This is a genomic window from Ochrobactrum quorumnocens, assembly GCF_002278035.1.
GTDB classification, from domain to species: Bacteria; Pseudomonadota; Alphaproteobacteria; order Rhizobiales; family Rhizobiaceae; genus Brucella; species Brucella quorumnocens.
On record NZ_CP022604.1, the window covers coordinates 1,072,521 to 1,092,385 of the forward strand.

A 19,865-nucleotide genomic window follows, 5' to 3' on the forward strand; every position below is an offset into this window, starting at 1 on the left:
AGGACAACCAAATGAGCGAAGAACAGATTGAGCCAAAGCAATTCCGCACTCTGTTTATCTCGGATGTGCATCTCGGCTCCAAGGCAGCTCAAGCCGAACTTTTGCTGGATTTTCTGCGCTGCCATGAGGCGGAAACGATCTATCTGGTTGGAGACATCGTTGACGGTTGGCGCCTGCGGCGAAACTGGCATTGGCCGCAAGAACACAACGACGTCGTTCAGAAGCTTCTGCGCAAAAGCCGCAAAGGCGCAACTATTATCTACATCGCTGGCAATCACGACGAATTTCTTCGAAACTTTCAAGGCACGCATTTTGGTGGCATTGAAGTTATGAACCGCGCTATCCACGAAACTGCAGATGGCCGCAAGTTTCTTGTCATCCATGGTGATCAGTTTGATGTGGTGGTGCGCAATGCTCGCTTCATCGCTTATCTTGGTGACTGGGCTTACGATACGGCGATCTGGATCAACACAGTAATGAGCCGCGTCCGCGCCATGTTTGGATTGCGATATTGGTCATTTTCGGCCTGGGCCAAATTCCGAGTCAAAAAAGCAGTCAATTTCATCGGTAATTTTGAAAACGTTGTTTCGGAAGAAGCACAGCGCATCGGTGTCGATGGTGTCATTTGTGGCCATATTCATCATGCAACCATCGAGAAGATGAATGGTGTTGAATATATCAATACGGGCGATTGGGTCGAAAGCTGCACAGCAGTTGTCGAACATTTCGATGGCCGTATGGAGTTGCTGGAATGGACTGAACGACTTGGTCAACGACCATCGCTTCCTGTCGTGCAAGACGGCAATACCGGTAGCAGAATAATCAGACTTCCACGAGCGGCGCGCAAAGCGGTGAACGGAAGCCGATGAAGAAACTGGTCATCGTCACAGACGCCTGGCATCCGCAAGTAAATGGCGTTGTGAGAACGCTGGCGAAATGCTGTGAACTGATGGCTGAACGTGGTTACGAGGTGATTGTCGTCTCGCCACAGGATTACCGTTCGGTTCCATGCCCGACTTATCCGGAAATTCGTCTGGCAATGACAACGCCGTCGGCCTTTCGGCGAAAGCTGGCGCGTTTGAATCCCGACTATGTGCACATCGCAACAGAAGGCCCGCTCGGCTTTATGGCACGACGCGCCTGTCTTAAAATGGGTTGGAGCTTCACGACAAGTTTCCACACTCGGTTCCCAGAATATCTTCTGGACCGATTTCCAATCCCGCCAAAGTGGACTTATGCGTTTCTGCGTCGTTTCCATAATGCGGCATCGCACACACTGGTCCCAACCCAATCGATTCTGGACGATTTACAAGAACGCGGCTTTACTGGGCTGGAGCTCTGGACAAGGGGTGTTGATCGCACACTTTTTCATCCGCGCGATGATGTGACGAGAGAATTACCACAGCCAGTCTTTATCTGCGTCGGCCGTGTGGCGACTGAAAAGAACCTGCCAGCATTTCTGGAACTTGATCTGCCTGGAACGAAGCTTATCGTCGGAGACGGTCCAGCTTTAGAAGACCTCAGATCGCGTTTTCCCAAGACTGTGTTCGTTGGCAAGAAAGAGGGAAAAGATCTGGCGCGCATCTACGCATCAGCAGATGTTTTCGTATTTCCAAGCAGAACAGATACCTTCGGGCTGGTGCTGCTTGAAGCCATATCATCGGGTCTACCTGTTGCAGCATTTCCCGTGCCAGGTTCTGCCGACGTTGTCGGTGCTACCGGAGCAGGCATTCTTTCTGATGATTTGCACAAAGCTTGTCTGGAAGCGCTCGAAATGCCAGCATTTGACCCTGCAGAAGTGCTGAAGCCCTTCACGTGGAAGGCCTGTGCCGACATTCTCGAAAACGTTCTCTCGTCAACAAAGAGTGTCGCACAGCCAGTGGGTAAACCAGATAATCAGCCCCAAACGGTGGCTTCCGGCGGATAAACTAGAGCGCCATCGTAATGAAGGCCAGGAACGCGATCCTGCGCCAGAAGCAGCGGACCATCAAGGTCAACAACATTGGCTTTTTGTGCGAGCAATACTGCAGGCGCCATACCGAGCGATGTGCCGACCATACAGCCAACCATGATCTGCAATCCAAGCGAAATTGCTTTCTCTCGCATGACCAATCCTTCGGTCAATCCACCGGCCTTATCCAGCTTGATATTCACGGCATCGTAGCGTTTTGCAAGGTCTTCGAGGCCAATTGACGTATGCACGCTTTCATCAGCACAGATAATCACCGGACGAGCGATGCGGCTTAGAATATCGTCATTTCCAGCGGGCAGGGGCTGTTCGATCAAAACCACGCCAGCTTTGGCTGCTGCTGCCATGTTTTCTTCGATATTCTCATCCGTCCAGCCTTCATTGGCATCAATGATGATGCGGCTATTCGGTGCAGCATTCGCAACGGCATGGATACGCTCGATATCGTTATCGCCCCCCATCTTGACCTTAATCAGCGGATAATGAGCGACTTTAGCTGTGGAGACTGCCATTTCCTCAGGTGTTCCGAGCGACACCGTTATCGCTGTCTCAAGTGCGCGCGTTGGCGTCCCGAGCATATCAGCCACGCTTTTCCCTGACAGCTTTGCTTCCAGATCCCAAAGCGCGCAATCAACCGCATTGCGTGCGGCACCAGCTGGCATAATTGTCTGAATATCCTGCCGTGTTGCACCATTCTCGATCGCACCACGAACGGATTCAATCTGTTCACTCACGCTTTCGATCGATTCGCCATAACGGGCATAAGGAACGCACTCACCGCGTCCTAACTGGCCATCTTGGCCAATCTCGCAGACAACCACTAAGGCTTCGGTCTTGGAACCGCGAGAGATTGTGAATTTCCCGGCAATGGGATAGCGTTCATGAATGATTTTCAAGCTATTGTGCATGGATATGCCTTTTAGGACGCAGTATTTCGGTCGTGTAACGACTCGTATAAGAGGTTAGGCCATGTTGACCGACGCTGCCGACAAAGCAAATGCTGCCGCTAATGTTGCGCCAAAGATTGATTTGGCCGAGCATGATGGCGCACGTCTTATCAGTTTGAGTGGACGCTGGATTTCGCAAAGCGTCAGCATTGTCGATAAGAAGATGCGCGAGCTTGAAAAAGTCGGTGGTTCACAAGCTGTTATAATCGATGCAACGGATGTAGCGGGGCTTGATACTGCCGGCGCATGGCTGATTGAGCGGCTACGCCAGAGACTATTGTCTCAAGAGATAGATGTTCGTCTCGAAGGTGTAAAACAGGCCTGGCTTCCTCTTATGGAAGAGGTTGGCAATTCGGTCGTTCGCACTTTGGATGTGACGCATACGAAGAAGCCGTTCTTCATCGTCTCGATGCTGGATTCTCTCGGTCGTGGCGTCGTTTCAGTCTATGAAGATTTCCTGATGGCGATGCATATTCTGGGCGCAACCATTCGTGGCGCGCAGTTGAAAGCGGGGCGCGGAACAGGCATTCCAATTCCAGCCATCGTCAAGCAGATGGACCGGATGGGGGTGGGCGCAATCCCGATCATCGTCCTCATGTCAACGATTGTGGGTGCCATTATTGCGCAGCAGGGCGCTTTCCAGCTTCGCTACTTCGGGGCTGAAATCTTTGTCGTCGATCTGGTCGGCATTCTGGTTCTGCGCGAACTCGGCGTTCTTTTGACGGCTATCATGATCGCCGGTCGATCGGGCAGTGCTATCACCGCTGAAATTGGCTCAATGAAGATGCGCGAGGAAACTGACGCGCTCACCGTTATCGGACTTAATCCAGTTGGCGTGCTTGTTTTCCCACGGCTTGTCGCTCTAGTTGTGATTCTGCCGCTTCTTACTATCATTGCCGATTTGTCGGCATTGATTGGCGCTGCAGCTGTTACTTATTTCTACTCAAACATCTCGCCGGAAGCATTTATCAGCCGCTTGCATGATGCAGTCGCACTCAACACTTATTTTGCGGGCCTTATTAAAGCGCCGTTTATGGCGATGATCATCGGCATTCTTGCTTCAGTTGAAGGTATGAAAGTTGGCGGTAGCGCAGAATCACTGGGGCGCCGGGTAACGGCTTCTGTGGTGAAGTCGATCTTCGTTGTGATTGTCGTCGACGGAATGTTTGCCATGTTCTATGCGGCAATTGACTTCTAACCCCCTATTTCTGCATTTTGATGGGGTCTTTCGGACACAGTCTGGAATAAAACTGAAGCGAAACTGCTTCTTGCAGTTTAGTCGCATGGTAAGCTCGGATAAAGAATATTGATGGAGACGAGTATCGATAATCAGCCGCAATCGCAGCATGCCGAGACCAACGATCAGCCTTTGCCGATCATTTCGGTGCGTGACGTTACCGTTGGTTTTGGCGGTCGCGCTCCTGTGCTCGATAATCTGTCCCTCGATATTTATAAGGGTGAAGTCCTTGGCTTCATCGGCCCGTCCGGTGCAGGTAAGTCTGTGCTGATGCGGACCATTCTCGGCCTTAACAAAAAGCAGTCAGGCCAGATTGAGATATTGGGCAACAATATCGACAAGATGACTGACGTTGAGAAAATGGCAATTGATATGCGCATGGGCGTGCTGTTTCAGCATGGTGCGCTGTTTTCTGCCCTCAACGTGCTTGAGAACATTCAGGTTCCAATGCGCGAATATCTGGACCTGTCACCAAAGCTCATGGACGAGTTGGCGCGTCTGAAAATCGATCTGGTGGGACTGAAGCCGGATACAGCAGAGAAGTTCCCGTCTGAGCTTTCTGGTGGCATGATCAAACGCGCTGCACTGGCTCGTTCGCTGGCACTCGATCCAGATATCGTTTTCCTTGATGAGCCGACATCTGGCCTCGATCCAATTGGCGCTGCAGACTTCGATGAACTGATCGCCAATCTGCGCGATACGATGGGGCTCACCGTTTACATGGTGACGCACGACCTCGACAGTCTTTTTGCGATCTGTGATCGCATCGCTGTCCTGGGTAACAAAAAAGTTTTGGTTAGTGGTTCCATTGAAGACATGCTGACTGTAGACGATCCATGGGTAAAATCCTATTTTCGAGGCAAGCGCGCACGTCAGATCGACACATCCGCGCCGAGCAGACGGCGGCCCGGCAGCCGCTTGCAGACTGGATAAGATATGGAAACGAAGGCCAATTACGTACTGGTAGGAGTTTTCACGCTGATCGTCAGCCTGCTGGCTTTCGGTTTCGTGTACTGGATCGCCCGTTTCGGTGAAGCGCGGGATTCCGTCATCCTCGATGTGCGTATTCCTGGATCCGTCACAGGCTTAAGCATTGGTAGTCAGGTCCTTTTCAACGGCATCAAAGTCGGTGACGTACGCCGACTACATCTCGACGAATCCAATCCGAGCATGGTTATCGTGCAAACCCGCGTGAATGCGACTACTCCTATTACGCGCTCAACCAAAGCGACACTTGGCTTTCAGGGACTGACTGGTCAGGCTTACATCGAACTTAACGGCGGTAGTCTGGAAGAACCGAACCTGCTTACAGAAGCAGCCAAAGAAGATACGGTTGCACGTATTGATGCCGATCCGTCAGCAGTGAACAACCTCCTCGCAACCGCTCAGGATATTTTCGCGCGTGCGAATTCCGTGCTTGGCGAGCTGGAAGGATTTGCAAAGGATGCGCGCGGACCACTGATCGATACGATCCACAACACCAAGACCTTTACAGATGCGCTTGCGAAAAATGCTGATGTGATTGACGAACTTGGTTCGAACGCGGCCAACATCAATAAGATCGTTGCCGATGCACAAGAGATGATGTCGCGCTTGAATGCAGCTTCCTCGCGTGTTGAAAGCGTTATTGCAAAAGCCGACCAGTTGCTCTCAAGTGATGATAAAGACGGTGTGGTCGCGCAGGCTAAGGCTACACTTGAATCCATTCGCCAGCTGTCGAGTAATTTGGATAAGCGCATTACGCCAATCGCCAGCAACCTTGAGCGTTTTTCGGGACAGGGTCTGAGCGATGTTCAAGCGCTGATTGGTGATAGCCGCCGTGCCGTGCAGCGTGTAGAACAGGCTGTAACAGACCTCGAACGCAATCCCCAGCGTTTGCTGTTTGGTGGCCCAGGTAGTGTTCCGCAGTATAACGGAAGGACGCGTCATTAATGTCCATTACAGGTTCTGTCGTGACCAAATTTCCCCGCAATTCGATCCGGAATATTACTGCGCCCTTTCTGCTTGCAACCTTGTTGGCAGGATGCGGAACGACAACGCCGCTCGATACTTTCAGCCTGACTGCGCCACAACAGACGCAATCTGCATCCGCGAGCCGCAAGAGCCTTCAGCTTCTGGTTCCTGCACCGAGCGCGCTGAAAGCACTGGATAGCGAGAATATCGTCGTCAACACAGCACCCGGTGCGATTGAGTATCTCAAAGGCGCACAATGGGGCGACAGGCTGCCGAATCTCGTTCAGTCGCGCCTTGTTCAGGCTTATGAAAATACGGGCGTCTTTGGCGGCGTAGGACGGCCTGGCGATGGTCTGGCTATCAATTACCAGATCCTGACCGACTTGCGTGTGTTCAGCATTCAAGCCTATGGCGCGCAAAGGGCAGCGGTTGTTGAAATCGCCGTCAAGCTTATGAACGACAAGAATGGTGAAGTCCGCGCAACACGCGTCTTCCGTTCGGCTGTTCCTGTTTCAGGCACAACCAATAGCGGCTACGTAAAAGCCCTTGATGCAGCGTTCGAACGCACCGCAAGTGACATTGTGAGCTGGACGATATCCTCGCTGTAAAGCATTTCCAGCAAAAGTGCGTAGCGGTTTGCGTTCGGAAATGCGTAAAAACAAATAGTTGCAGCGGTTCCAACGATTTAATCTCAACTGGGGCTGCTCTACGCTTCAATTTTTTTGGTTTTTCAAGGCAGTCCGGCCCACTCCGGACTGCTTTTTTTTATTAAGCTCCTTTGTAACCGCGTTCCCGCTAAGCGATTATTGGGCTGATCTGTTCGCCAGCCAAAAATGCGCTATGTCGCTTCAATATGAAATGCGTTGTTATGCAGCTTGCAGGCGGATCAACTACCGTCCATCTCATCAAAACATCGAAGCGCTCAGAACAGCAAACAACAAAAAACGCGGCCCGAAAGCCGCGTCTTTTTGTTCATCTGACTGCGCTTAGAGCGCTTCCTACTTTGATTGAATAAGAAGAAACGCTCTAAGCATTTGTTTTTTCGCATTATCCTACACAAAACCGCTACGCACTTTTGCTGGAAATGCTCTATCGCAGGCGTCCGCTTGCGTGAGCGAGCATGGTGTAGACCTTGCCGGTATCCGACGTCAGATAAGTCTGGGTCACCATGTTGTCGCGATCGTTGCGGGCGACGTCTTCGAGCAGGCGCTGGAAGTCATCCATGTAACGGTCCACTGCACGGCGGAATTCACCATCGGTCTGATACTTACGCTTGATATCATCAAAGGTCTGCTGACCCTTCAGCGTGTAGAGGCGACGCGTGAAGACATTGCGTTCACCGCGGCGATAGCGATCCCAAAGTTCAACCGATGCTTCATGGTCGATTGCGCGAGCAATATCCACCGAGAGCGAGTTGAGCGATTCAACCACGTGGCTTGGCGAACGTGGAGCTTGGGTCGGCTGTGCCTGTGAAGGTGCCGCAACTTCGTCTTCGCGTGATGCGCGTGCCAGAAGATCTGAAACCCAACCGCGTGGCTTTTCAGCCGATTGAGTAGGCTGAGTAGCTTTTGGAGCTTCAGCCGGGCGGGCACGAACAGCAACTTCGGCCTGTGCCGGAGTTTGGGGGCGCGGAGCCGCAGCCGGCGCCTGAACCGGGGTAGGCGCTGCACGCTGCGTCTGGACCGGACGCGAAACTGGACGATCTGCACGACTTTCACCGACATCGACCAGACGACCCGACTTGTTGACGATCTCAGCAAGCTCCTTAAGAGCATTGATCTGCTCACCAACGGCCTTGCGCATTGCGCTCGTCGTTTCTTTGGCTTCAGCTGGCATATCAAGAACGCCGCGCTTGAGTTCTCCACGGGTCGTGTCGAGTTCGCTGCGGATTTCCGTTGCAGTGCGACGAATGTCGTCAGTCGCAGCAGAGAATCTTTGCGATGCCTGTTCAACGATTTCAGCAACGCTCTCGCGCATCTTCTCAGCCGAAGAACGTGTCTGGCCTTCAGCGCGCTGGAATGCCGAAGCAACCACGGTTTCAAACGACTGCATCAACTTCTCGATGCCTTCTGACTTTTCAACCAGGCCGGAGGCAAGCTTGTCGAGCGCCAGATGACGATCTTCAAGTGTGCCTGCGAGGCCATTCTGTGCCGAGTTGATCATGTCCGAAGCAGTGGAGAGAACCTTACCGTGCTCTTCAAAGCGCTCAGCAATGTCTGCGATCTGCGACAGCGTGCCGTCGGACAGTGCACGCAGGGTGCCGATATTGTTGTCGATGAGACCAGTCGAAGCCTGGAACATCTGCGCTGCACGGTTGGCGTTTTCAACGAAGCTGCTTGTTGTTTCGACAAGGCGACCATCGATATTCGTCAGGTTGCGAGCGGCAGCATCGATAAGCTTGCCAAGTTCGCCGTTTGAAGCGGCGAGACGGTCGATCAATTCGCTGACATTTTCCGAAAGGCCGGTCTTTGCCTGCTGAACCGCTGCAATGGTTTCTGCCGTACGGTTGGCCAATGCGTTAACGAGCGCGGCATTTTCAGCACGCAGACGATCAGTGGCTGCGTGAGTTGCTTCTTCCAGCTGTTCTGCCAGTCCGCGACCACTATCTGCCAGACGCTGCACGAGAGGTTCGGCAGTATCGTTGAGGATCTGCGTGATTTCCTGCGAGCGGGCCGCAAGAACTGCATTGAGTTCACGCGTGCGCTCTTCAAGCGTTACAGCCGTGGTGTCTGTTACCTGAGCGATGCGTGCTTCAACGGAACCAAGTTCCATCGTGATACGCGAACCAATGTCACCAAGGCGGGTTGCAATGGCATCTGCACGTTCAGCAAGACGTGCTTCTGTGCCGGACAGGTTCTCGGTAACGCTCGACGAGAAGGCTTCGCTGTGACCGGCCAGCGTTTCACTGGTTTTGGTCGCAGTATCAGCGATACGAGCTTCAATTGCCGACAATTCACCGGTGAGGCGGTTTTCGATAGCTTCAAGGCCACCAGCAATCGCGCTCGCACGTTCTGCAAGACGCGCTTCCGTACCAGCGAGATTATCAACAACGCTTGCCGAGAATGCCTCGCTATGACCAGCCAGTGTTTCGCCAGTCTTGGTCGCAGTGTAGGCAATGCGGGCTTCGATTGCCGACAGTTCGCCGGTGAGGCGGCTTTCGATTGCTTCAAGTCCACCAGCAATTGCGCTTGCACGTTCGTTCAGGCGGGCTTCTGTTCCGGCCAGATTGTCGGCGACGCTTGCAGCAAATGCTTCGCTATGACCTGCGAGGGTTTCGCTCGTCTTGCTTGCTGTGTCAGCAATGCTGCTTTCAATCTGTGCCAGACGCGATGCAATTGCATTTGCACGCTCACCAAGGCGTTCCTCAGTAGCTGCGAGGTTGGTGGTGAGATCGGCGCTGAAGCTCTGACCAAAACCGTCGAGCGATTCACCGGCCTTGGCCGCTTCTGCGGACAGAATGCTTGCAGCTTCAGTGATTTTCTCACGCAGCGAGCCAGCAACGACACCCGCACTCTGTTCAAGTGCGCGTCGAACATTATCGACGCCGATGGTGAGCGCCTTTTCCATTGTCTGGGTGCGTTCTTCGATAATGCCAGTCTGGCCTTCGAATGCGCGGGTGATTACATCACTGCTGTTTTCAATCGCATTGTGCAGGTTTGCAGTACGCTGCGAAAGAATATCGCCGTGATCCTGAAGTGTTTGGCTGAGCGAAGCGGTGCTGTCAGTCAGTGTTTCACGGATTGCAGCTGTACGACCTTCAATAGTCTGCTCATGTCCATCAAGAATGTGGGCTAGGGCGTTGTTATGATCGTTCAGAACTGAACGGAGGCCGCTTGTACGTTCCTCGACACGTTGAACGTGATCAGTGAATGTCGCTTCGAATGCATCACGGCTTGCGCCGATCGTGTCGCTGATTGCCTGCGAACGTTCGTCGAAGACGCGTGCCAGTTCCTGCTGATTATCAGCGATAAGCGCGGTCAAAGTGTTCACGCGCTCATCGAATGTACGCGCCAGAACTTCGCGATTTTCGTTGAAGTTATCGCGTAGTGCGGTCGTACGTTCATCCATCAGCTGAGCAAGCATTGCTTGATTTCCAGCAATGACGCTGTGCAAGGAAGCAGCGCGTTCGTCCAGCGAGCGGGCGTGATCAGCAAAGGTGGCATCAAGGCGCGAGGCGTTGTTAGCCATCTCTTCCTGCAGAATGCTGGTTCTGTCAGCAAGGATTGCTGCATGCTGTTCGGCGGCAGAATTGAGAGCCGAAGAGCTGTTGTTGATTGCGTTTTCGATGTCGGTTGTGCGTGCAGAGAGCGTATCGGCATGACCACGGATGACCGCGGAAACGCGCTCTGTTTCACCTTCAAGCGAAGAAGCCAGAATATCGCGGCTTTCAGCGAGCTTGCCTGCGAAGGACGAAGCCTTCTCATTGAGAATATTGCCCACGCTTTCGCTGATCGAAGTCAGATCATCGCTGATCTTGGTCTTCGTTTCATCGATCATGGTGCTGAAGGCAGTACGGCCACCGGAGAAGGTTTCTGCAATCTCACGGGTGCGAGCAATGAGGTTTTCATTGATCTGGCGCGAACGGGTTTCGAGAGCTGCATTCAGCTTTTCGGTGCTGCTGTCGAGCGCATGAGCGCGTGTTTCGAACTCGGTCAGCAGCGAACGGCCACGCTCATTGAGCGTCGTGTCGAGCTGCGTCAGACGTGCATCGAATTCGCTGACCATCGACTGGGTAGCACCGCCGAGCAGGGTAGCAATGCCAGCGGTACGCTCATCGAGAGCAGAGCTTACACGTTCCGAAATGTCACGTGACTGCTGATCGAGCGTTGCGATACGGGTGTCGAGTTCGTTTGCAAAAGCTTCACCTGAAGTGGTGATGCGTGTCGCAATATCACCGGTACGCTTTTCAATCGCCTCAGCAATTGCGCCACCGCTTTCATTGATGCTGCCGATGAGACGTTCACCAGAATCACCGAGAAGCGAGCTAAGCTGCTCAGAGGCCGAGACAACATTGTCGCGTATGATATTGGCTGCACTCGACAATTCTTCTTTCAGCTGCTCATGAGCACCTGTGATCGAAGAACGAACGCGCTCAGCATGGCTGACTACGGCTTCGCGCTCATTGCCAAGATCGCTGACGAGCGAACGGATACGGACTTCGTTGTCGCTGTATGCACGTTCAAGCTGATTAACCTCGGACTGAACAAGCGTCTCAAGTTCAACAGCGCGTGCGAGTGTGCGCTCGATCCCTTCGTTCATCGCAGCAACTTCACGGCGAACAGCCTGGCTCAGTGTGGATACACGATCACCAGCAGCGGCTTCTGGCTGCAGAAGCTTAAGAGCTGCTTCCGACATGCTGCGCGCTGCGACATGCATCTCCTGCGCACGGCGGACCAGATGTGCAAATCCCCAGAACATAACGATAGGCAATACTGTGCCAGCAGTTACGCCAATACCGGCGGGGGATGTGAAGAAATCTTTGGTTGCCTGAAAGCTGGAGAAGACATCAGGGCTGATTGCCTTGCTAATCGCAACGCCACCTGCGGCCCAGAGCACGCTCATGGCCGTCGTTGTCCAATAGAGCTTGGAAGAACGTTCGGTTACACGGCGCGGTGCGGCGGCAACAGCTCTGCCGTTGCGGGAATCATCATTGGCAGGCGTGAGGGCAGCCGCAGGCGTGGCGGCTACGACCGCTGGAGATGGCGTTACAGGCTTTGGCGCGGCTTCCTGAACTGCTGGCTTGGCTTTGTTGGCTGGCTTCGGCGCAACGTTAGCAGCTTCAGGCGAGGCGGATGGGAATGCAGCATTGACAACTGGAGGCACGGGCGGTGCAGCAGGGCTTGCAATGACGGAAACGGTAGCAATCGTTTCGGCCTTTGCCGTTCCTTCTGTCGTAATGTCTACGGGAGAGACTTTCGCAGCATCGACCACTTTCGTGTTCTGCTCTGCAACCAATTCTTCGGCCGCACGCGAAATCTGCTCTTCCAGGTCATCGACTGAAAATTCTTCGCCAATCGCACTCAGGTCCATATCAATGTCGAAATCGTCACCGAAATCGATATCGAGTGCCTGTTCAAGTGCCTGTTCGACCTCATGGTCGAGCTTTTGCGCCTTGGATTTAGAAGCCATAGCCTTGCCTACCTCGTACTCATTACTGCGACGGCCGGATCATTATAGAGCCGTTACAAAACTTATTCCGCCATTTTTCATCGTATCGGCTCGGGCTTGTTAAGGAAATAGGCACCCGCGCCTGATGTCTAAAACTTTAAATACAAGGTTAACAAAAAAGAGAAGACTTGCAAAAAATGCCGGATTTCCGGTGTTTTGACATTAACGATCATTCTGTGGAAATCAAACCGATGCGAGAAAGCACCTTAACTCATCTCCGCTAAATCGTTAAGAAAAATACGCGCTAAAGGAGAGCTGTTATTATTATTCTACCGATGGTTTGATTCATAAGACGAGAAATCTGCATAGCGTTCAAACGCACTGTTCCACGAGCCACACTAATGCTTATTGAGCCCGCACCACAAGGGTACATCAGCAAATACTTATATTTACGGATCAAAACTTGCTGGGAAACAATGGCATATTGGCGCAGTTATCTGCCGAATATGCTCCGGTGGTTGAAACTGCGCGCATAAGGCCGTATTTGCCTCTTCAAGATATCAATCGCGCCGGGAAGGCGTGTGCAGGAACTTAAAATGACAAAAATTGTATTCGTATCCGCTGATGGCGCTTCGCGCACCGAAGTTGAAGCTGACAACGGATCGAGCGTAATGGAAGCTGCAATTCGCAACGGCATTCCTGGCATTGATGCTGAATGCGGCGGCGCGTGCGCCTGCGCGACTTGCCATGTCTATGTCGATGAAGACTGGACTGAGATCGTCGGCGGTCCGGATGCGATGGAAGAGGACATGCTGGATTTCGCTTATGAACCGCAGCCTAACTCGCGCCTTTCTTGCCAGATCCGCGTGACGGATGAGATTGACGGCCTCGTCGTTCAAGTTCCGGAACGTCAGAATTAATATTTTAAAGTAGAGTGATGACATGTAAGGAGCGTCGATGGTAGCCGAACGTCAGTCTGACATCGCAATCATCGGCGCCGGACCTGTCGCCCTTTTCTCTGTCTTCCAGCTCGGGTTGTTCGGTTTCAAATGTCGGCTGTTTGATTCCATGAGCCGGGCGGGTGGTCAGTGCACAGCACTTTATGCTGACAAGCCCATCTTTGATATTCCGGCTTTCCCTGAAATTATGAGTGGCGAGTTGGTTGATCGTCTGCTTAAGCAGATCGAGCCCTATCATCCTGACTTTGAATTTAGTCAGCTGATCTCAGACATCACCGCTGGTGAGCAGGGCGTTCAGCTTACGACCGCCACTGGCGTCACCTTCAGTGCCAAAGCCCTGGTAATCGCTTCAGGGCTCGGCGCTTTGACATCTGCTGGTCAGATCGTGCGCCGCGATCCATTGGCTGCGACTGGCGCTATGGCTTCTGTTGAGCGGTTTGGAAACGCAATCGTCGTCAGTTCCGAGACGTTTCGCACATCGCAACGGAAAATTTACGCTATTGGAGACGTTTGTCATTATCCGGGAAAGCTGAAACTCATACTTTCCGGTTTTCACGAGGCTGCCCTGATGACCCAGGCCATCAGGCGCGAATTGCAGCAAGCCAGATAAGCTTCAGATTCTACTGGACCATTTTTTCGAGTTTATAGGTCAGCAGGCGTTCAAAGCGACGTTCAAAATTGATCGTTTCGACGCGGTCGAACCGTTCTTGCGCCTTATCATGCGCCGCCATCAGGCGTTCCGTCACTTTATCAATGTCCGCACGCAAGGTTGCGCAATCTGTACGACTACGCAATGAGCGTATCTGACGTTCCATATCACTGGCGTGACTACGGGCAATCACGATATGGCTTTCTTCGTGGCGTCGGATATCCTGATACAACGTATCCCAGATCAGTGCGAGCTCAGGAGAGGCTTTTCGGCGTTGCTTCCAGCGTGGCAACATGACCTTTGCATGGACATTCACATAAACGCCCTGAACTTTGCACGCGCGATCACCGGAAGCCCGACCATAACGCACCTTGGCGTCGAAGCGGATTTCAGCTGCACCTGGATGATGCTGACCAGTTTTCTTGAGAAACGGGCCGCTGCGTGACAATGCCTTGTCGAGATCCTCGGCAGTCTTTCCGTTGACATTGTAATAGCTGAACGTTCGGAAAATGGATGCGGCTTCAGCATGCGGGGCAACAACAGCAAGCGCTAACCCCAGAGCCAGAACCCGTTTTTTCAAAGACATGTTCCGGCACCTCTTCATAAAACCAGAAAGAAACTCGTAAATTCATTGATGAGCAACATGGCATGCAATCGTCAAGAGAACTATAACGCCCCTCACAAAATGACATAATGCCTGTTTGGCTGCATTAAAGCATTTCCAGCAAAAGCGGGAACCGGTTTTGCGTATGGAATGGAAATGCTTAAAAATAAACAGTTAGAGCGGTTCCAACGATTCAATTTTAACTCGAACCGCTCTAAGTTCTAAAAAAGACAATTGGAATATCCGTCAATGATGAAACAATGGCAACTTGCCCATGGTCGTAACCTCCAATTGGGCGCAAAATCTGTCATTATGGGTATTCTCAACGTTACACCGGATTCCTTTTCCGATGGCGGTCGCCATAACGATCTCGATAAAGCCTTAGCGGTTGCCGAAACAATGCTTGCAGATGGGGCAACGATTATCGATGTTGGTGGTGAATCGACACGGCCGGGCAGCGCTGCAGTTGATGCTGAAACTGAGGCAGCGCGCGTTGTGCCGGTTATTCAAGCGATTACCCAGCGTTTAGGCTGCATCGTTTCAATTGATACTTATCGCGCCTCAACCGCACGACGTGCAGTGGAAGCGGGCGCGCATATCGTCAATGACGTGTGGGGGCTGCAACGTGAACCTGAAATTGCAGAAATTGCGAAAGAGACAGGCGCGGGACTGGTCATCATGCACACCAGTCGCGATAGAAACACCGATCCTGACGTAATTGCCGATCAATTTGCATTTTTAGATGTATCGCTCGAGATCGCGGGCAGGGCAGGCATTGAAGCCTCTCGTATCGTTCTTGATCCGGGTTTTGGTTTCGGCAAAGACAAGGACGAAGACATTGCGCTGATGGCACGCATGGAGGAATTGCAACGGTTCGGCTATCCTTTGCTTGTCGGCACCTCGCGCAAGCGCTTCATCGGTGCAATTACTGAACAGGCCGATCCCATGATGCGCGACGTTGGAACTGCTGCAACGTCAGTTGCAATGCGTTTGGCGGGAGCCGACATCTTCCGTGTTCACAATGTCGCTTTTAATAGGGACGCACTTGCAGTTGCCGATGCTATCCTGCAAAGCAAAGCAAATTCAAAATAGGAAACATGGCCGTGTACACCATCCGTATCATGAATTGCGCGTTCTTCGCGCACCACGGCGTCTTTGACGAGGAACATAAACTCGGCCAGCGTTTCTATGTCGATGCGATACTGGACGTCGATCCCGGCGCCTCGCTGGACAATGACGATATTGAAGGCACAGTCCATTACGGGATCGCTTTTACTGTCATTCAAGACATCATCACCGGTCGTCAGCGTTATCTCATCGAAACGCTTGCACTTGATGTCGGTAAGGCACTGGTCGCGCGTTTTCCTCAGATCAAGCGCGCTGAAATCACTGTTCGCAAGCCGAATGCCCCGGTTCCGGGCGTTCTGGACCATGTGGAAGTAACAGTGGTTTATCCGCGCTGATGAGTAATGCCGTTATCTATCACGCTTGGCCCTATCGCGCTTGGATTGGACTAGGCGGTAACATCGATGATCCAGTCGCTTCCATGGCCAAGGCGTTGAAACTGCTTGAAGCTCGTGCAGACACGAAGGTCGTCGCTGTTTCAAATGTCTATCGCACGCCGCCATGGGGTAAGACCGATCAAGCCTGGTTTCACAATGCCTGCGCAGAGATCGAAACCGCACTTGAACCATTAAAGCTTATTGAGACATGTCTCGACGTTGAACGTTCGCTTAAACGGGTACGGTTAGAGCGTTGGGGACCACGCATTATCGACATTGATATTCTTGCTATGGAAAAGTCAGGTGAGGCGGTCATCATGAATGAACCGGCGCTTGAGTTACCGCATCCGCGCATTCAGGAACGTGCATTCGTGCTCGTACCGCTTAACGATATTGCGCCAACGCTTAAGATTGCAGGCAAAAGCGTTTCTGAGTGGGAATTGGCGTGCGCCTGCTCTGAAATAGAAAAAGCCCGCACTGATGCGGGCTGGTGGCTTGAATACATAGACTAACCGGGGCCGGTTAGTTTTTGGCAATACTGCCAACAGCGATGTTATCGATGCGCTTGAGGCTCATCCCGATCACTGGAACCAATTCCTTGTCAACGCGAACCGAAACCGTGACGTTCATGGTGTTTTTGTCGGCAACGCGCGCGAGCATTGCACCATTCAGTTCCTTGCGGTTTAAGCCAAGAACCACTTTGTTTCCCGTCACGGAACCTGACGTTACATTCAGGCCCTTGCCTTCTGCGCCGTCATTAAACTTCCCGGAATAGCTGGTGCCAACGCGCGTGACCGTCGCCTTCATAGGCTGAGAGAAAACACCCACCCGGCAGGAGCCATCCAACGTCATACCGACTGCGTCGTTAGGCGTTGTGCCTGCCAGCGAGCATACAAACTTGGTGCCCTTGTATTTTCCGGCGACAATTTCACCCGGACCGGACCATTGGCCCTCAATCGTCTGGAAAAACTGTTCATCCTTATCTGCGGCCAGAGCTGGCGCAGCAAAAAACGATGCGGGCAGTAGCGTGAGGCATGCAGCGATGTAGTTTTTCATATTCAGCTCTGTCCCGGAATCTCGACCCTAAGGCACCATTCCAATAATTTATCTGTAAACACTCCGCAACCGAATGTCCCACAATCGGGCATCAGTGCATTTCTACGGCGCAAGGATCACAGATTCGAGCACCCGATACATCTATCTTATATTCGTTGCGAATGGTTAATGCTTCGTTGTCACGACTGTTAAAGTCAACGAGATTTCCGGGAATGTGTGACATTGAATTGTGTAAAAGTGCGCCTAGTCCGAATACAGCTTCATCTTTTTCGGGAAGAGCATTAATCCCTATTTTTCGGCTTCACGCCTTTGTCGCCGGTTATGCGCGCAATGTCGCCGATAAAGTCCCCAACACCGGGGCGTTTTTCCGAATTGAACGGAAAGGGCCGCACGACATCCATCGCTGCGATACCGATACGGGCAGTCATCAATCCATTGACGACACCTTCACCGAGTTTCGCAGAAAGGCGCGATGCCAATCCGTGACCGATGAGCTGCTGAATGACGCTATCACCCATCGCGAGGGTCCCAGTCACGGCCAGATGCGCCACGACCCGACGTGCAAGTTTGAGAAACCCCAAGGTACCCGGACGTCCACCGTAAAGCTGTGACAGCCGCCGGATCAGTCGGGCGGATTCAAAAATCACATAGCCAATATCGACGAGCGCGCGTGGACTGATCGCGGTGACGATTGAAACGCGTTTTGATGCATTGAGGATTAGTGCGCGTGCTTCTCGGTCTAGAGGGCGCAGTATTTCTGTCTCAGCAAGGCGGATGAGATTGCGGCCATCAATGATTTCATCGGTCAGACCGTCAAGCATCTGTCGTCCACGCGCAGTTTCAGGCAGGCCTGCCGCAATTGTGCGCAGCGCGTCAACAGCTTTACGGGCTGCGGCCATATCATCACGCTCCGCCGCATCTGCGGCATCCTTGCGCAGATGTTGCACTGATGCCAGTCGCCTTAAAGCCAATAATTCACGCACGATAATTGCAACGAAAGAAGCAAGCGCGATCATTGCGACGCCTAGCGCCGTCCAGCCAAGCCAGTCAGCGCGCATGAAAAGCGCCTGAATAAGGTCTTCGGTCCAAATGCCAATGGCAAATGAAACCAATATACCCAGAGCACCCAACAAGATCTTGCTCAAAGACCAGCGTCGTCGAGGCGGCGCTTCAAATGACGGGTCCAAAACTTCCAGTTCAGCGGCTTCTTCATCGCTCAAGGCAAAGACATCGATCTCTGGAACGACTTTGTCCAGATCCGTGACGGCACGCGGACGACGCGGTGCTTCTTGCATCGCTTCGGAAATTGAAACCGTCTCAGTTGGCTTTTTGACGGTAAAGGCTGCGGGTTTGCGTGGAGGCTGCTCGCTCATGCCAGACGATCCCCGATGAGAAACTGGAGTGCGCGATCAAGCCTGATATGTGGCAATGAAAGCGTTAGACCTTCGGCAGTTCGTTCAAGCCGTGGAGGCCGAAAACGCACGAAGCGAATAGCTGGTTCGTCGCTCGAAACTGACGGTTCGAATATTACATTAGGATTCTTTGGTAAATCACCGGGAAATATAGCAGTTTCTGTTTCACCATCGAATACGTCCGCATCAATTCGTTCGCCTTTGAGCGGTGTTCCGATAATGACAGGCAGTGTGTCCTTGCCTTCCTTTACCGTCGCCTCACGCGTGGCACGCACAGCAGCCATCGCCAGCACGTCAATATCGGCGCCTGAGAAATCAGCGCGTTCTATTGCCCGCTCGACAAGACGGCGAACAATCGCCTGCAACCTGTCATGGCTCTCGTGGTGAAGGTGATCAGCCTTGGTGGCTGCAACCAGAATACGGCCAATACGGCGCTGGATAAGGCCGGTCAGCAGATTGGCACGTCCGGGACGGAAGCAAGATAGAATATCAGTCAGTGCGCGCTCAAGATCGGCCACCACAGCCCCGCCTGCATTCATGGCCTGCATGGCATCAATGAGAATGATCTGGCGATCGAGCCGGGCAATATGTTCGCGAAAGAATGGCTTGATCACATGCGTTTTGTAGGCCTCGTAACGACGTTCCATCATTGCAGCCAAACTGCCTGCTTTGAAATCTTCAGGCTTCAGCTCGGGTAAGGGCGCAAAAGTAAGGGCTGGCGAACCTTCAAGATCACCGGGCATCAGAAAACGTCCCGGCGGCAGTGTAGACAGAGCGCGCTCATCAGCTTTGCCAGCACGCAGATAAGCCGTGAAGCTTCTGGCCAGTCGCTGAGCAGTCAATTCGTCTGCATTGTCGGACGGCGAAACGGTTTGCGCGTCGCGCAACCACATCTGTGCGAGATCGATATGCGTTGGCTCATTGGCCAGAGCAAATGAATCCGCGCTGAACTCGCTATAGGTCTTTCCCAGCAAGGGAAGGTCGAGCAACCACTCACCGGGATAGTCGACAATATCAACCGACAGTCGCCCCGGCGAAAACCAGCGGCCCCATGCGGATGCGGTTTCATATTCAATCGTAAGACGAAGTTGCGAGATAGCACGCGTCGAATCCGGCCAGATACGTTCGTCGAGCAAAGCTGAAAGGTGTTCTTCATACTGAAAACGCGGAACTGCATCGTCCGGCTGCGGTTCGAGCATGGAACGTGAAATGCGGCCTGACTTATATGCCTCAAACAAGGGCAGGCGGCCGCCATGCACCATATTGTGCACCAGTGCGGTTATGAAAACCGTCTTACCAGCGCGGGAAAGACCAGTGACACCCAGCCTCAGCGAAGGAGACATCAAACCCGTTGCCCGATCTGTCAGCGTGTCGAGTGCGATCCTTGCTTCATCGCCGAAACTGGTCAGTTTTGCCAATTGTTCCCTCGTGAAAATTACATCTTGTCACTGCCATACATAGGAACTCCT

Annotated in this window: 16 protein-coding genes and 3 pseudogenes; 11 read left to right on the top strand and 8 right to left on the bottom strand. The window is 52.7% G+C overall.

Annotation, left to right across the window (positions count from 1 at the left end):
• Positions 1–11: 11 nt before the first annotated feature.
• Positions 12–869 (top strand): UDP-2,3-diacylglucosamine diphosphatase, encoded by an 858-nt coding sequence (locus tag CES85_RS14690; RefSeq protein WP_095446639.1) that lies wholly within the window; start codon positions 12–14, stop codon positions 867–869.
• Entirely contained in the window at positions 866–1,927 is a 1,062-nt protein-coding gene (locus CES85_RS14695) for a glycosyltransferase family 4 protein (RefSeq protein ID WP_095446640.1), read from the top strand. The genes CES85_RS14690 and CES85_RS14695 overlap by 4 nt, the downstream gene beginning before the upstream one ends.
• Here CES85_RS14695 and dgcA read toward each other — a convergent pair.
• Positions 1,897–2,877, bottom strand: coding sequence for an N-acetyl-D-Glu racemase DgcA (gene dgcA / locus CES85_RS14700; protein ID WP_095446641.1), 981 nt, complete (start codon positions 2,875–2,877; stop codon positions 1,897–1,899). The two genes, CES85_RS14695 and dgcA, sit on opposite strands and share 31 nt — an antisense overlap.
• 61 nt (positions 2,878–2,938) lie before the next feature.
• Between dgcA and CES85_RS14705 the strand changes: the two genes are divergently transcribed.
• From CES85_RS14705 to CES85_RS14720, 4 genes are all read left to right on the top strand, one after another.
• Positions 2,939–4,114, top strand: coding sequence for an ABC transporter permease (locus CES85_RS14705; RefSeq protein ID WP_095446642.1), 1,176 nt, complete (start codon positions 2,939–2,941; stop codon positions 4,112–4,114).
• A 111-nt stretch (positions 4,115–4,225) separates the two neighbouring features.
• Entirely contained in the window at positions 4,226–5,086 is an 861-nt protein-coding gene (locus tag CES85_RS14710) for an ABC transporter ATP-binding protein (protein WP_167388299.1), read from the top strand.
• Between the two features lie 3 nt (positions 5,087–5,089).
• Positions 5,090–6,085, top strand: a complete 996-nt coding sequence (locus CES85_RS14715) for an MlaD family protein (protein ID WP_095446643.1) — start codon at positions 5,090–5,092, stop codon at positions 6,083–6,085.
• Positions 6,085–6,714, top strand: coding sequence for an ABC-type transport auxiliary lipoprotein family protein (locus tag CES85_RS14720; RefSeq protein ID WP_095446644.1), 630 nt, complete (start codon positions 6,085–6,087; stop codon positions 6,712–6,714). Before CES85_RS14715 ends, CES85_RS14720 begins: the two co-directional genes overlap by 1 nt.
• 481 nt (positions 6,715–7,195) lie before the next feature.
• On the opposite strand, the pseudogene CES85_RS28305 reads toward CES85_RS14720, so the two are convergent.
• The 3 pseudogenes from CES85_RS28305 to CES85_RS28315 form a co-directional block, all read right to left on the bottom strand.
• Positions 7,196–8,953: pseudogene (locus CES85_RS28305) on the bottom strand (apolipoprotein A-IV repeat region-like domain-containing protein); the annotation flags it as partial.
• Positions 8,954–8,962: 9 nt separating this feature from the next.
• A pseudogene (locus CES85_RS28310) lies at positions 8,963–11,974 on the bottom strand (apolipoprotein A-IV repeat region-like domain-containing protein); the annotation flags it as partial.
• Positions 11,975–12,036: 62 nt separating this feature from the next.
• A pseudogene (locus CES85_RS28315) lies at positions 12,037–12,279 on the bottom strand (hypothetical protein); the annotation flags it as partial.
• A 531-nt stretch (positions 12,280–12,810) separates the two neighbouring features.
• Here CES85_RS28315 and CES85_RS14730 point away from each other — a divergent pair.
• Positions 12,811–13,134 carry a 2Fe-2S iron-sulfur cluster-binding protein gene (locus CES85_RS14730; RefSeq protein WP_024898709.1) on the top strand — a complete coding sequence of 108 codons (324 nt, stop codon included), beginning with the start codon at positions 12,811–12,813 and terminating at the stop codon, positions 13,132–13,134.
• Positions 13,135–13,171: 37 nt separating this feature from the next.
• Positions 13,172–13,783 carry an NAD(P)/FAD-dependent oxidoreductase gene (locus CES85_RS14735; protein WP_095446646.1) on the top strand — a complete coding sequence of 204 codons (612 nt, stop codon included), beginning with the start codon at positions 13,172–13,174 and terminating at the stop codon, positions 13,781–13,783.
• Positions 13,784–13,793: 10 nt separating this feature from the next.
• Here CES85_RS14735 and CES85_RS14740 read toward each other — a convergent pair whose 3' ends face one another.
• Positions 13,794–14,408 carry a DUF922 domain-containing Zn-dependent protease gene (locus CES85_RS14740; RefSeq protein WP_095446647.1) on the bottom strand — a complete coding sequence of 205 codons (615 nt, stop codon included), beginning with the start codon at positions 14,406–14,408 and terminating at the stop codon, positions 13,794–13,796.
• A 267-nt stretch (positions 14,409–14,675) separates the two neighbouring features.
• On the opposite strand from CES85_RS14740, the gene folP reads away from it, so the two are divergent.
• Genes folP through folK form a run of 3 tightly spaced genes read left to right on the top strand, consistent with a single transcriptional unit; the run spans position 14,676 to position 16,440 of the window.
• Positions 14,676–15,518: a dihydropteroate synthase gene (gene folP, locus CES85_RS14745; protein ID WP_095446648.1), complete on the top strand. Its 843-nt coding sequence runs from the start codon at positions 14,676–14,678 to the stop codon at positions 15,516–15,518.
• A gap of 11 nt (positions 15,519–15,529) precedes the next feature.
• Positions 15,530–15,889 (top strand): dihydroneopterin aldolase, encoded by a 360-nt coding sequence (gene folB, locus CES85_RS14750; protein WP_095447903.1) that lies wholly within the window; start codon positions 15,530–15,532, stop codon positions 15,887–15,889.
• Positions 15,889–16,440, top strand: coding sequence for a 2-amino-4-hydroxy-6-hydroxymethyldihydropteridine diphosphokinase (gene folK / locus CES85_RS14755; RefSeq protein WP_095446649.1), 552 nt, complete (start codon positions 15,889–15,891; stop codon positions 16,438–16,440). The genes folB and folK overlap by 1 nt, the downstream gene beginning before the upstream one ends.
• A 10-nt stretch (positions 16,441–16,450) precedes the next feature.
• Here folK and CES85_RS14760 read toward each other — a convergent pair whose 3' ends face one another.
• The 3 genes from CES85_RS14760 to CES85_RS14770 all read right to left on the bottom strand — a co-directional run bounded on the left by CES85_RS14760 (position 16,451) and on the right by CES85_RS14770 (position 19,814).
• Positions 16,451–16,984 carry a hypothetical protein gene (locus CES85_RS14760; RefSeq protein ID WP_095446650.1) on the bottom strand — a complete coding sequence of 178 codons (534 nt, stop codon included), beginning with the start codon at positions 16,982–16,984 and terminating at the stop codon, positions 16,451–16,453.
• Between the two features lie 281 nt (positions 16,985–17,265).
• Positions 17,266–18,357 (bottom strand): YcjF family protein, encoded by a 1,092-nt coding sequence (locus CES85_RS14765; protein ID WP_095446651.1) that lies wholly within the window; start codon positions 18,355–18,357, stop codon positions 17,266–17,268.
• Entirely contained in the window at positions 18,354–19,814 is a 1,461-nt protein-coding gene (locus CES85_RS14770) for a YcjX family GTP-binding protein (protein ID WP_095446652.1), read from the bottom strand. The genes CES85_RS14765 and CES85_RS14770 overlap by 4 nt, the downstream gene beginning before the upstream one ends.
• Positions 19,815–19,865 lie beyond the last annotated feature (51 nt).